General features: G+C 71.8%; 7 protein-coding genes. 2 read left to right on the top strand and 5 right to left on the bottom strand.

The window, feature by feature from the left end; all coding sequences use genetic code 11:
- Window positions 1-108 precede the first annotated feature (108 nt).
- The 3 genes from NGF19_RS02780 to NGF19_RS02770 form a co-directional block, all read right to left on the bottom strand.
- Window positions 109-1,323: a branched-chain amino acid ABC transporter substrate-binding protein gene (locus tag NGF19_RS02780; protein ID WP_252422215.1), complete on the bottom strand. Its 1,215-nt coding sequence runs from the start codon at window positions 1,321-1,323 to the stop codon at window positions 109-111.
- A gap of 746 nt (window positions 1,324-2,069) precedes the next feature.
- On the bottom strand, window positions 2,070-2,558 hold the full coding sequence (locus NGF19_RS02775) for a PaaI family thioesterase (protein ID WP_252421887.1): 489 nt from the start codon (window positions 2,556-2,558) through the stop codon (window positions 2,070-2,072).
- Between the two features lie 55 nt (window positions 2,559-2,613).
- Window positions 2,614-4,893 carry an FdhF/YdeP family oxidoreductase gene (locus NGF19_RS02770; RefSeq protein WP_252421886.1) on the bottom strand — a complete coding sequence of 760 codons (2,280 nt, stop codon included), beginning with the start codon at window positions 4,891-4,893 and terminating at the stop codon, window positions 2,614-2,616.
- Window positions 4,894-5,156: 263 nt separating this feature from the next.
- On the opposite strand from NGF19_RS02770, the gene polA reads away from it, so the two are divergent.
- Both polA and NGF19_RS02760 read left to right on the top strand, forming a co-directional pair.
- On the top strand, window positions 5,157-7,883 hold the full coding sequence (gene polA / locus NGF19_RS02765; RefSeq protein WP_252421885.1) for a DNA polymerase I: 2,727 nt from the start codon (window positions 5,157-5,159) through the stop codon (window positions 7,881-7,883).
- 291 nt (window positions 7,884-8,174) lie between these two features.
- On the top strand, window positions 8,175-9,908 hold the full coding sequence (locus NGF19_RS02760; RefSeq protein ID WP_252421883.1) for a lytic transglycosylase domain-containing protein: 1,734 nt from the start codon (window positions 8,175-8,177) through the stop codon (window positions 9,906-9,908).
- A gap of 69 nt (window positions 9,909-9,977) precedes the next feature.
- Here the strand turns inward: NGF19_RS02760 and hrpB are convergent, their stop codons facing one another.
- Complete coding sequence (gene hrpB, locus NGF19_RS02755) at window positions 9,978-12,500, bottom strand: ATP-dependent helicase HrpB (RefSeq protein WP_252421881.1); 2,523 nt, start codon at window positions 12,498-12,500, stop codon at window positions 9,978-9,980.
- Between the two features lie 40 nt (window positions 12,501-12,540).
- Window positions 12,541-13,353: a class I SAM-dependent methyltransferase gene (locus NGF19_RS02750; protein WP_372505566.1), complete on the bottom strand. Its 813-nt coding sequence runs from the start codon at window positions 13,351-13,353 to the stop codon at window positions 12,541-12,543.
- Window positions 13,354-13,693: the final 340 nt, after the last annotated feature.

The following is a 13,693-nucleotide window of genomic DNA, read 5'->3' as shown; positions in this document are numbered from 1 at the left end:
CGCATGGCCTCCATGGGAGTGGGGAGGGTCGGGGAAGAGGACGGGCCGCGCGGTGACGGTGGTCGGTGCCGCGCGGCCCTGGGTGGTGCGGTGGGCTGTGCCTCGGGGTCAGCTCTTGGGCTCGAAGCTGCCGCTGTGCACGGACTTCCACTCGCCGCCGGTGACCTGGTACACGGTGAGCTGCTTGTTGGTGGTGTCGCCGAACTCGTCGAAGGACAGCTTGCCGGAGATGCCGTCGAAGGTGTTCTTCTGGACGGCGGCGACGACCTGGGCGCGGGCGTCGGAGGGCAGCTTGCCGTCCTTCACGACCTGGCCGACGGCCTTGATGATGGCGGTGGTGGCGTCGTAGGAGTAGCCGCCGTAGGTGCCGTAGTCGCCGGGGTACTTCTTGGCCTTGTAGGTGGCGATGAAGTCCTTGGCGGCGGGCAGGGTGTCGACGGGGACGCCGATGGAGGTGACGAGGTCGCCTTCAGATGCCTTACCTGCGGTTTTGATGTACGTGGGGGAGAACATTCCGTCGCCGCCGAAGAGCGGGATTTTGGCGCCGGCGTCCTTGAGCTGCTTGGTGAGGACTTCGGATTCGTCGTACTGGCCGCCGTAGTAGAGCATTTCGGCGCCCGAGTTCTTGATCTTGGTAACGAGGGTGGAGAAGTCGCGGTCACCGGTGTTGACGTGGTCGGTGCCGACGACCTTGCCGCCGAGTTTGGTGAACTGCTCGTTGAAGATCTTGGCGAGTCCGGCGCCGTAGGTCTGCTTGTCGTCGACGACGAAGGCCTTCTTCTTCTTGAGGCCGTTGTAGGCGTAGTCGGCGGCGAAGCCGCCCTGCAGGGCGTCGGTGGTGGCGGTGCGGAAGTACGTCTTGTACGGGCGGACCTTCTTGGTCTGCCAGTTCTTGCCCTGGGTGAGTTCGGGGGCGGTGTTGGCGGGGGAGATCTCGACCAGGTTCGCGGTGTCGAAGACCTGCTGCATCTGTGTGGCCACACCGGAGTTGAGGGGGCCGACGACGCCGAGGACGCTGGCGTCGGCGACGAGCGCGGTGGCGTTCTGCTGGCCGGTGGCGGGCAGCGCCTTGTCGTCCAGGGCCTTGAGCTTGAAGGTGACGCCGGGGACCGTGTGGTTCTTGTTGGCGTCGTCGACGGCGATCTGGGACCCGTACTGGATGCCGAGGCCGGTGGCGGAGTTCTGGCCGGTGAGCGGGGCGTCGACGCCGATGGTGACGGTGATGTCGTTCTTGGCACCGCTGTTGTCGCTCTTGTCGTCGCGGGAGCCGCACGCGGTGAGGGTCAGAGCTCCGGTCGTGAGAACGGAGGTGAGTATCACCAGGGAACGCTGTCGCACAATCAGTCCTTTCCGCAAGCGTGGCCGACCCGGGGTGAGGGCGGGCGGGTGCCGCGCTGGTACCGAACTCCCGATGGAGCGGTGACTGGCCGTGACTCTAGGCCCGGTCTCACGAAATGGGCATCTCGTGCGCTGGCTTGTGACTTTCTTGTTATGACGTGCAGGTTGTCTGGCTTCCGCAGGGGTGGATCTTGGCCGGTTTGGCGGAAATTCCATGTACTCCACACGTTTATCGAACGATCAATTCCGTTTCGTCGCGAGGGAGTTGAGCGCGCGTGCGCCGCAGGCCGAGTCACGTGTCGCAAATGATCAAGGAGGCGGATGTCGGCGAAGAGAGCATTGATGTCGTATTGCGCGCGTGTCACGCAGTGTTACATCAGGAAATGGGGGTCGGGATTCCGCGGTAAATCCGGAACAGGCGGTAATCCGGAACAGTCGGATGACGGTCGGATACGGATGTCTCGCACTGTCTCGCACTGTCTCACGCTGTCTCGCGCTGCCTTGAGCGCGATGCGGTGGGTTGTCCCGGCGCGCACGGCAAGGGGCGCGTTTGGGCCCGGCCGGGGCGCGGCGTCCGGTCGGTCCGGAGAAGGGCGGGTCCGGGAGAGGTGCGGCTCCGCAGAGGTACGGAAGGTGCGGGTACGCAGAGGGGCGGGTCCAGGGAAAGCGCGGGTTCGGAGAGGTACGGGGACGGCAGGGGGTGTCCGTACGGCGGGGCCACCCCCTGGCGGTCAGCCCGCGGCGGGGATCAGGTCGGCGTCGCCCTGTCGTACGTCGCGCAGCATGCAGGTGAGGCGGGCGCTGCAGACGCGCTTGCCGTCCTCGTCGCTGATCACGATCTCGTACGTGGCGGTCGAGCGGCCCCGGTGGACAGGGGTGGCGACCCCGGTGACCAGGCCGGAGCGCACCCCGCGGTGATGGGTGCAGTTGAGGTCGACACCGACGGCGATCTTGGTGGCGCCGCCGTGGAGCATGGCGCCGATCGAGCCGAGTGTCTCGGCGAGGACGGCGGAGGCGCCGCCGTGCAGCAGGCCGTAGGGCTGGGTGTTGCCTTCCACGGGCATGGTGCCGACGACGCGCTCCGCGGCGGCCTCGACGATCTGGACGCCCATGCGGGTGCCGAGGTGCCCGGCGGAGAAGAGGGCGGGCAGGTCGACGCCGAGCGCGGCGTACTCGTCGAGGACTTCCTGCGGGAACTTCACGGTGTGCTGCTCGCCCATGGGTACGGCTCCGTTCGGCGGTGATCGGTCACGCGGCTGGTGGCTGAGCAAACGCTCAGTCGGCCGCCGATTGTTCCAGGCGGATCACGACGGACTTGCTCGCGGGGGTGTTGCTGGTGTCCGCGGTGGCGTCTAGGGGGACCAGGACGTTGGTCTCCGGGTAGTACGCGGCGGCGCAGCCGCGGGCGGTGGGATAGTGCACGACGCGGAAGCCGGGCGCGCGCCGTTCGACGCCGTCCTTCCATTCGCTGACGAGGTCGACGTACGAGCCGTCCGCCATGCCCAGCGCGCGGGCGTCCTCGGGGTGGACGAGGACGACGCGGCGGCCGTTCCTGATGCCGCGGTAGCGGTCGTCCAGGCCGTAGATCGTGGTGTTGTACTGGTCGTGCGAGCGCAGGGTCTGGAGCAGCAGCCGGCCTTCGGGCAGCGTCGGGTACTCCACGGGGGCGGCGGTGAAGTTGGCCTTGCCGGTGGCGGTGGGGAAGCGGCGCTCGTCGCGGGGGGCGTGGGGGAGTGCGAAGCCTCCGGGGCGGGCCACGCGCGCGTTGAAGTCCTCGAAGCCGGGGATCACGCGCGCGATGCGGTCGCGGATCGTCGCGTAGTCCTTCTCGAAGGTCTCCCAGGGGGTCGTGCTGCCGGTGCCGAGGACGCGGCGGGCCAGGCGGCAGACGATGGCGGGCTCGGACAGCAGATGGGGGCTCGCGGGCTTCAGCCGGCCTCGCGAGGCGTGGACCATGCCCATGGAGTCCTCGACGGTCACGAACTGCTCGCCGCCGGCCTGGAGATCGCGTTCGGTACGGCCGAGGGTCGGCAGGATCAGGGCGCGGGTGCCGGTGACGGCGTGCGAGCGGTTCAGCTTGGTCGAGACGTGCACGGTGAGGCGCGCGCGGCGCATGGCGGCCTCGGTCACCTCGGTATCCGGGGAGGCGGAGACGAAGTTGCCGCCCATCGCGAAGAAGACCTTGGCCTCGCCGTCGCGCAGGGCGCGGATGGCGCGTACGACGTCGTAGCCGTGCTCGCGCGGGGGCGCGAACCCGAACTCCTTCTCCAGGGCGTCCAGGAAGGCGGGGGCGGGGCGTTCGAAGATGCCCATGGTGCGGTCGCCCTGGACGTTCGAGTGGCCGCGCACGGGGCACACGCCCGCGCCGGGGCGGCCGATGTTGCCGCGCAGCAGAAGGAAGTTGACGACTTCGCGGATGGTGGGGACGGAGTGCTTGTGCTGGGTGAGGCCCATGGCCCAGCACACGATGGTGCGCTTCGAGGCGAGGACCATGCGCAGGGCCTGTTCGATCTCCTCGCGCGTGAGGCCGGTCGCGGTGAGGGTCTCGGCCCAGTCGGCGGCGCGGGCGGCTGCGGCGAACTCCTCGAAGCCGTGGGTGTGTTCGCGGACGAACTCCTCGTCGACCGCGCCCTCGGTGTCGAGGATCAGCTGGTTGAGGAGGCGGAAGAGGGCCTGGTCGCCGCCGATACGGATCTGGAGGAACAGATCGGTGAGGGCGGCGCCCTTGAGGATGCCCTGCGGGGTCTGCGGGTTCTTGAAGCGCTCCAGGCCCGCCTCGGGCAGTGGGTTGACGCTGATGATCCGCGCGCCGTTCGCCTTGGCCTTCTCCAGGGCCGAGAGCATCCGGGGGTGGTTCGTGCCGGGGTTCTGTCCGGCGACGATGATCAGGTCCGCCCGGTGGAGGTCGTCCAGCAGGACGCTGCCCTTGCCGATGCCGATCGTCTCGGAGAGCGCGGAGCCGGAGGACTCGTGGCACATGTTCGAGCAGTCGGGCAGGTTGTTGGTGCCCAGCTCGCGGGCGAAGAGCTGGTAGAGGAACGCGGCCTCGTTGCTGGTGCGGCCCGAGGTGTAGAAGACGGCCTCGTCGGGGGAGGAGAGCGCGGCGATCTCCTCGGCGACGATGTCGAAGGCGCGCTCCCAGGTGATGGGCTCGTAGCGGTCCGCGCCGTCGGGGAGGTACACGGGGTGGGTCAGGCGTCCCTGCTGGCCCAGCCAGTAGCCGCTGCGGGTGGCGAGGTCGGACACGGGGTGCGCGGTGAAGAACTCCGGGGTGACCCGGCGCAGCGTGGCTTCCTCGGCGACCGCCTTCGCGCCGTTCTCGCAGAACTCGGCGGTGTGCCGGTGCTCGGGCTCGGGCCAGGCGCAGCCGGGGCAGTCGAAGCCGTCCTTCTGGTTGACCCGCAGCAGCGTGAGTGCCGTGCGTCGCACGCCCATCTGCTGCTGGGCGATGCGCAGGGTGTGCCCGACGGCGGGCAGCCCCGCGGCGGCGTGCTGCGCCCCGGCCACCTGCGGCGCGTCCTGGACCGGGTCACCCTTGGGCGGCTTGCTGGCCATCGCGGCCCTCCCCTTCGTTCACACCTGCGCGTTCCCATCGGCCGAGCGACCGGCGTTCCCGCCCGTCGTTCGCACCGGCGTTCTTACGGGTCGATTCCCGCCGGTCGTTCCCGCCGGTCGGTTCCACTGACCGTCCTTGCCCGTCCCCACCGGTCGCTTCCACCTGTGAGGTAGGTCTCCGATCCTCGCACGCGCCTGTGACAGAGCCACCGGCCGGTACCGGACGGCTCTCGCTGTCAGTGGGGCGTGGCAGGATCGAGGGCGTGGCAGAGACAGCATCGAAGAAGACCGAGAAGACCTCCGGCGGCGGCCGTCCCCGGCTGATGCTCATGGACGGGCACTCCCTCGCGTACCGCGCGTTCTTCGCGCTGCCCGCGGAGAACTTCACGACCGCGACGGGCCAGCCGACGAACGCGATCTACGGCTTCGCGTCGATGCTGGCCAACACCCTGCGTGACGAGGCGCCCACGCACTTCGCGGTGGCGTTCGACGTCTCCCGCAAGACCTGGCGCTCGGCGGAGTTCGCGGAGTACAAGGCGAACCGTTCGAAGACCCCGGACGAGTTCAAGGGCCAGGTCGAGCTGATCGGCGAGCTGCTGGACGCGATGCGCGCCCCGCGTTTCGCGGTCGAGGGCTTCGAGGCGGACGACGTGATCGCCACGCTCGCCACCCAGGCCGAGGCCGAGGGTTTCGACGTGCTGATCGTCACGGGCGACCGCGACTCCTTCCAACTGGTCACCGAGCACACGACGGTGCTGTATCCGACGAAGGGCGTCTCGGAGCTGACCCGGTTCACCCCGGAGAAGGTGTTCGAGAAGTACGGGCTGACGCCGGTGCAGTATCCGGACTTCGCGGCGCTGCGCGGTGACCCGTCGGACAACCTGCCGGGCATCCCGGGCGTCGGCGAGAAGACGGCCGCGAAGTGGATCAACCAGTTCGGTTCGTTCGCGGAGTTGGTCGAGCGGGCCGAGGAGGTCAAGGGCAAGGTCGGGCAGAACCTGCGCGACCATCTGGAGTCGGTGAAGCTCAACCGCCGTCTCACGGAGCTGGAGCGGCAGGTCGAACTGCCGAAGGCGGTCGCGGACCTGGAACGCGCGCCCTACGACCGTACGGGCGTCGCCATGATCCTGGACACCCTGGAGATCAGGAACCCGTCGCTGCGCGAGCGGCTGTTCGCCGTCGACCCGGGTGCCGAGGTGGCCGAGACGACACCGGTCGCGGCGAGCGGCATCGAGCTGGACGGCGCGGTGCTCGGGGCGGGCGAGCTGAAGCCGTGGCTCGCCGAGCACGGCCACAAGCCTCTGGGCGTGGCCACGGTGGACGCGTGGGCGCTGGGCACGGGCGCGGTGGCCGAGATCGCGCTGGCCGCGGCCGACGGGGCGGCGGCGTGGTTCGACCCGGCGCAGCTCGACGAGGCCGACGAGCAGGCGTTCGCGCAGTGGCTCGCCGACCCGGCCAGGCCCAAGGTGCTGCACAACGCCAAGGGCGCGATGCGGGTCGTGCCCGAGCACGGCTGGTCGCTGGACGGCGTGACGATGGACACGGCGCTGGCCGCGTATCTGGTCAAGCCGGGCCGCCGCTCCTTCGCGCTGGACGCGCTGTCGCTGGAGTATCTGGGCCGGGAGCTGGAGCCCGCGGCCCTGGCGGACGGGCAGCTCGCGTTCGGGGCGGACGAGGGCGCCGAGGCCGAGGCGCTGATGATCCAGGCCCGCGCGATCCTCGATCTGGGCGAGGCGTTCGAGCAGAAGCTGCGCGAGGTCGGCGCGGCGGACCTGCTGCGCGACATGGAACTGCCGGTCTCCGCGCTGCTGGCCCGCATGGAGCGCCACGGCATCGCCGCGGACCGTACGCATCTTGAGGCCATGGAGCAGATGTTCGCGGGCGCCGTGCAGCAGGCGGTGAAGGAGGCGCACGCGGCGGCGGGGCGCGAGTTCAACCTCGGCTCGCCCAAGCAGCTTCAGGAAGTCCTCTTCGGCGAGCTGGGCCTGCCCAGGACCAAGAAGACCAAGACGGGTTACACGACGGACGCGGACGCGCTGGCCTGGCTCGCGACGCAGACGGACAACGAACTCCCGGTGATCATGCTGCGCCACCGTGAGCAGGCGAAGCTGCGCGTCACGGTCGAAGGCCTGATCAAGACGATCGCGGCGGACGGCCGGATCCACACGACGTTCAACCAGACGGTCGCGGCGACGGGCCGCCTGTCCTCGACGGACCCGAACCTGCAGAACATCCCGGTGCGGACGGACGAGGGCAGGGCGATCCGCCGCGGCTTCGTCGTGGGCGAGGGCTTCGACTCCCTGCTGACGGCGGACTACAGCCAGATCGAACTGCGCGTGATGGCCCATCTGTCGGAGGACGAGGGCCTGATCGAGGCGTTCACCTCCGGCGAGGACCTGCACACCACGGTCGCCTCCCATGTGTTCGGCGTCGACCGCTCGGCGGTGGACCCCGAGATGCGACGCAAGATCAAGGCGATGTCGTACGGCCTGGCGTACGGCCTGTCGGCGTTCGGCCTGTCCCAGCAGTTGAACATCGAGGCGGCCGAGGCCCGCGCCCTCATGGACACGTACTTCGAGCGCTTCGGTGGAGTACGGGACTATCTGCGCCGCGTGGTCGACGAGGCGCGCGCCACCGGCTATACGGAGACGCTGTTCGGCCGCCGCCGCTATCTGCCGGATCTGAACAGCGACAACCGCCAGCGCCGGGAGACGGCGGAGCGCATGGCGCTGAACGCCCCGATCCAGGGCACGGCCGCCGACATCGTCAAGATCGCCATGCTGAACGTGGACCGCGCCCTGCGTGAGGCGGGCCTCACCTCCCGCATGCTCCTCCAGGTCCACGACGAAATCGTCCTGGAAGTCGCCCCGGGCGAGCGCGACCGGGTGGAGGAACTGGTCCGCCGCGAGATGGCGGACGCGGTGCGGTTGAGGGCGCCGCTGGACGTCTCGGTGGGCGACGGCGGCGACTGGGAGTCCGCGGCGCACTAGCGAAGTGGTGCCCCAACAGGCAATGTCCTGCTCATGAATGAGACCGGCCGGGCGCAACCATACGTCGATCACGGGTGTCCCCCAGGAGGGACGCGTGAAAGGGTGTGGTGGCCCGGCCGGTCCGCGCGCCGGTCGCGGCGGGTGTGACCGAAGGGGAAGCGCCGAGCGCCAACGGGTGCCCGCGCGACGGAAGTTGTCGTAGGGTCAATTGGCTGCCACGCCGGGGGTGTGGCCGTACCACGCACCACCACAACAGCACAGGCATGGTCGTCGACGGGAGGGGTTCACTCAATGGCGGCGCATTTCGGCAAGAGGCTGCGCAGGGGAGCGGCCACCACAGCCGTGGCCGCAGCCGCGGTCGCGGCGCTCACCGCGTCCCAGGCTTCGGGAGTGACCACCGACGACCAGGGCAGACTGACCAGCGGCGCCCAGCCGACGCCCGACGCGGGCGGCAACGGCGACGACGGCGGCACGGCCACCGGCAACAGCGGCTACTTCACGGACCTGCCGCCGCTCAACAGCCCCACCGAGTCGCCCGGCACGACCACGGACCCCACCACCGGCGGTTCCGGCTCCCCCGGGGCCTCCGAGGCCGGTATCCCGGCCACCGTCCTCGACGCCTACAAGAAGGCGGCGGACGAACTGCAGCGGTCCAAGCCGGGCTGCAACCTCCCCTGGCAACTGCTCGCCGCCATCGGCAAGGTGGAGTCCGGCCACGCGCGCGGCGGCCGGGTCGACGCCAACGGCAAGACGCTCTCGCCGATCCTCGGCCCCGAACTCGACGGCAGCAGCGGCTTCGCCCGGATCCTGAACCACGACGGCACCTACGCCCGTGCCATCGGCCCCATGCAGTTCCTCTCCACCACCTGGGACTGGGCGGGCCGCGACGGCAACGGCGACGGCGTCAAGGACCCCAACAACATCTACGACGCCGCCCTCGCCGCCGGGCACTACCTCTGTCGCCTCGACCGCGACATGTCGGTCCGGTCGGGCATGGACGCGGCGATCCTGAGCTACAACAACTCGCGGGACTACCTGAACACCGTTCTGTCCTGGTACGAGTACTACCGCAAGGGCAGCCACTCCATCCCGGACGGCACGGGCTCGCTGCCCTCGCACCGCAGCGACGACCACTCCGGCGTCGGCCCCACGCCCACGCCCACGCCGCGGGAGACCACACAGCCGAAGCCCACGAAGCCCGCCCCCCACAAGCCCGGCGGCGGCGACCACACCGGCTCCGGCTCGACCCCGTCGACGCCGCCCGCCGACCCCACCCCGCCGTCGAAGCCGACGCCGCCGTCCACACCTCCGGCGACGCCCGCGCCCACGCCGACCGACACCGTGGACCACCTGGCCGACAGCGGCACGGGCACGCTCTCGGCCATGACGGGCGACACGTTCGACCAGAAGGTCGCGGTCAAGGCCGTGACCACGGCGGGCAAGGCCGTACCGAAGGTCCGCGTGCGGTTCACGATCACCGGCGACACGGACGCCGCGTTCACCGGCGGGGAGACCGTCGCGACGGTGGTCACCGACAGCTCCGGCAAGGCCACCGCGCCCGCGCTCGTCGCTGGGACGAAGACCGGCACGTTCACGGTCCGTGCCCTCGTCGTCGGCCGCCTGGTCCCCGGCGTCGACTACACGGCCACGGTCACCGAACGGCAGGCCGACACCCTCACCCCCACCAGCGGCACCGAGCTGACCGCCACCCCGGGCGGCGAGTTCGCGACCCAGGTCGGCGTGAAGGCCACGTACCAGGGCGCCGCCGCGCGCGGTGTCACGGCCACCGCGACCGTGGTCACGTCCGTCCTCGACCCGACCGCGAACGACAAGGGCCCCTACTTCAAGGACGCGAGCGGCAAGGCCGTACGCACCCTCACGGGCCTCGAGACCGACGCGAACGGCCGGATCGAGCTGCCGAAGCTGTACGCCGACGACACGACCGGCACGTTCCTGCTCCGCATCGAACTCGCGGGCGGCAAGACCCTCACGGTCGAACTGACGGTGGCCGAGGCGGCCTCGTAGACCACGTACGGACGTACGACGGCGGCGCCCCTCCTGTCAGGGTGGGGCGCCGCCGTCGTGTGCGACGTGTCAGCGCCTGAGCCGCGCGTTGGTGTGCCGGGTCGGCTCCGCGCCGGCCGGGTCCTCGGGCCAGGGGTGCTTGGGATAGCGGCCCCGCAGCTCGGCCCGTACGGCCCTGTACCCCTCCCGCCAGAAGGACGCGAGGTCGGCGGTGACGGCGGCGGGCCGCCCGGCGGGGGAGAGCAGATGCACCAGGACGGGCACACCCGCGAGCGCGGGCGACTCCTGAAGCCCGAACATCTCCTGCAACTTGACGGCGAGGACGGGCCGTTCGGGGACCGCGTAGTCGACCCGGACCCTGGACCCGCTCGGCACGGTGATCCGCTCGGGAGCCAGCTCGTCCAGGCGCGCCGCCTCCCCGGTGGACCAGGGCAGCAACCGGGCGAGAGCCTGCCCCGCGTCGATCCGCGCGAGGTCGGCACGCCGCCGGGCACGGCCCAGCTCGGGCTCCAGCCACTCGTCCACGCGCGCGTGGAGCGCGTCGTCACGGACGTCCGGCCAGGGCGCACCCAGGTGCAGCCGCAGGAACGCGAGCCGCTGCCGCAGGGCGCGCGCCTCCGCGGACCACCGCAGCAGACCGAACCCCTCCTCCCGCAGCCCCTCCAGCAGGGCTCCCCGTACGAGGTCGGGTGCCGGGTCCCGCAGCGGCCGTACCGTCAGCTCCACGGCCCCGAGCCGTGCGACGCTCCGGGCCACCACGTCCCCCTCGGCCCACCGGACCTCGTCCTCCTCGGCGTACAGGGCCCCGGCGGCCCGCCGCGCCACGTCCTCGTCGACCGCCGCGGCGAGCCCCACGCGCGCGTGCCCCGCGCCGACGGGCCGGTCCGCGACGGCGACGGCGAGCCACGGCGCGCCGCGCAGCCCCGACCCGTCGCCCGGCGTGGCGCGGGTGCCGTTCACCATGAGGTACGAGCCGCCGTCGGCCCGCGCGAGGCGCTCGGGGAAGGCAAGGGCCGCGACGAGCCCGGCCGCCTGATCGTCCCGGGCCCCGGCCGCGCCCGCCCCGCCGCCGAGAGAGCCTCGGGAAGGCGCGCTCAGCGAGGACCGGAGCCTGCGCACCTCGTCCCGCCAGCGCGCCGCGTAGGCGTCGCCGCCGCGCCGGGCCGTCCGCCATGCCGCCGCCAGGTCGTCGCCGTACTCCCGCGGCGGCTCGTCGCTCAGCAGGGCGACCACCTCGGCCGCCCGGTCCGCGCCGAGCTCCCGGGCGGCGTCCAGCAGCGCCCGCGCCAGCCGCGGATGCAGACCCAGCCGGGCCAGCTCCTGACCGCGCGGCGTGGCCCGCCCCGCCGGGTCCACCGCACCGATCGCCGTCAGCACCGAGCGCGCCGCCGCCATCGCCCCGCCCGGGGGTGCGTCAAGGAGCGCCAGACGGGAGGCGTCCGGATCGCCCCAGCACGCCGCCTGCAACGCGAACGCCGTCAGATCGGCGAGCTTGATCTCCGGCGCCGGGAAGCGCGGCAGCCGTGTGTCCTCCGCCTCGGACCAGCAGCGGTAGACCCGGCCGGGTGCCTCGCGCCCCGCCCGGCCCGCGCGCTGCCGTCCCGTCGCCTGCGAGGCCCGCACCGTCGTCAGCGCGCTCAGCCCGCGCGCGTGGTCCACACGCGGCTCCCGCGCGAGCCCGGAGTCGACGACCGCGCGTACGCCCGGCACGGTCAGCGACGACTCCGCCACGGCCGTCGCCAGCACCACGCGCCTGCCGGTGCCGGCCGACAGCACCGCGTCCTGCACCGCGGCGGGCGCCCGCCCGTGCACCTGGAGCACCTCGACGTCCCCGAGGCCCTTGAGCTGTCCCGCGACCCGCGCGATCTCCCCGACGCCGGGCAGGAAGCACAGCACGTCCCCCGCGCACTCCGCGAGCGCCCGCCGCACCACCGACGCCACATGCGCCAACAGCGCCGGGTCCACCCGCATCCCGTGCGGCGGCCGTACAGGACGCACGGGTGGCGCCCACACCACCTCGACGGGATGCGACACACCCGCCGCCTCGATCACCGGGGCCCCGCCCAGCAGCCGGGCCCAGCCCTCGGCGTCCGTCGTCGCGGACGCCGCCACCAGCCGCAGCTCGGGCCGCAGCGCCTCCCGTACGTCCAGCAGGAACGCCGCGACCGTGTCGGCGTCCAGATGCCGCTCATGGCACTCGTCCAGCACGACCACGTCGACGCCCGCCAACTCCTGGTCCCGCTGGAGCCGCTGCAACAGCACACCGGTCGTGACGACCTCCACGCGTGTGTGCCGCCCCACCACGCGCTCGCCGCGCACCGTGTACCCGACGCTCTCGCCGGGCCGCTGCCCGAGCAGCCACGCCACCCGCCGGGCCGCCGCCCGCGCCGCGATCCGCCGCGGCTCGGCGACGATCACACGGCGCGCGGGCCCGCCGCCGACGAGCCCCGCGAGGACCAGCGGCACCAGCGTCGTCTTGCCGGTACCGGGCGGCGCGCACAGCACCGCGACGCCGTGTTCGTCCAGCGCGCCCCGGAGCGCAGGGACGGCGTGGCGGACGGGCAGGCGGTCGAGGGCGTCGTGGCGGATCACCGCACCAGTGTTCCAGGCGCCCCGACCGGCTCGGACCGGGTCAGTCCCGCTCGCACACGAAGATCGCCGTGCCCGGGATCAGGCCGCCGCGCAGCGGCGACCACCCGCCCCACTCGGAGGTGTTCCAGGCGGGCCACTCCGGCTCGACCAGATCGACGAGCCGGAAGCCGCCCGCCACGATGTCCCGGACGCGGTCACCGAGCGTGCGGTGGTGCTCGACGTACACCGCCCGCCCCTGCTCGTCCTGCTCGACGTACGGCGTGCGGTCGAAGTACGACGCGGCGACCGAGAGGCCCTCGGGCCCCGGCTCGTCGGGGAACGCCCAGCGCACGGGGTGGGTCACGGAGAAGACGAAACGGCCGCCGGGCCGCAGCACCCGGCGGACCTCGCGCAGGACCACGACCGGGTCGGCGACGAACGGCAGCGCCCCGTACGCGGAGCACGCGAGGTCGAAGGACCCGTCACGGAAGGGCAGGGCGCCCGCGTCGGCCTCGACCAGGGGGAAGGCGGCGCCGATGCGCAGGGCGTGCTGGAGCTGGCGGTGGGAGAGGTCCAGCGCCACCGGTCGCGCGCCCCGGGCGGCGAGCCAGCGCGAGCACTGCGCCGCGCCGGAGCCGATCTCCAGGACGTCCCGGCCCTTGAGATCCTGCGCGGGCCCGAGCAGTTCGGCCTCCACCTCGTCGAGCCCCTCGGGGCCCCATACGAAGCGGTCGTCGCCGAGGAACGTGCCGTGCTCGGTCTGGTACTCGTCCGCGTTCCGGTCCCACCAGCCCCGGTTGGCGCGGGAACTCTCCACGTCGCCGGCCGCGCGTCGGGTGGCTTCGGGCTCGAACGGTTCGGGCTCTTGGATGATGGGCTCCCTCGTCGTACTCTTCCGTGCAACCGTCTCGGCGGTGCCGTGGAAGCGGCTGTCCCAGGCCTGCGTGGCCTGTCGCGTCAGCCGAACGCGGCAGGGTGTCGCACGGGTCTTGTGCCGGAAATGCGGCGATCTGCCCCGGGTGTGCGCTTCGCGCATTGACCCTGTCCGGCTGCCCCCGTATGCTACAAGTTGCGCTGCGAGCCTGCGCGCCTCAGACGTAGCAGGCTGCGCTCGCATCTGTATGTATGTCCCCTCGGTTGTCGAGGCTCCACAGTGATTCTGTGTGGCGCTTCCTTGGCTGTCCGGCTTCTGCAGAGCGAAACGGGCTCCCGGC

The sequence above is a fragment of the Streptomyces macrolidinus genome (assembly GCF_023887685.1).
Classification (GTDB): Bacteria; Actinomycetota; Actinomycetes; order Streptomycetales; family Streptomycetaceae; genus Streptomyces; species Streptomyces macrolidinus.
The sequence above is the reverse complement of the archived record's forward strand: the minus strand, read 5'-3'. Positions and strand labels throughout refer to the sequence as shown.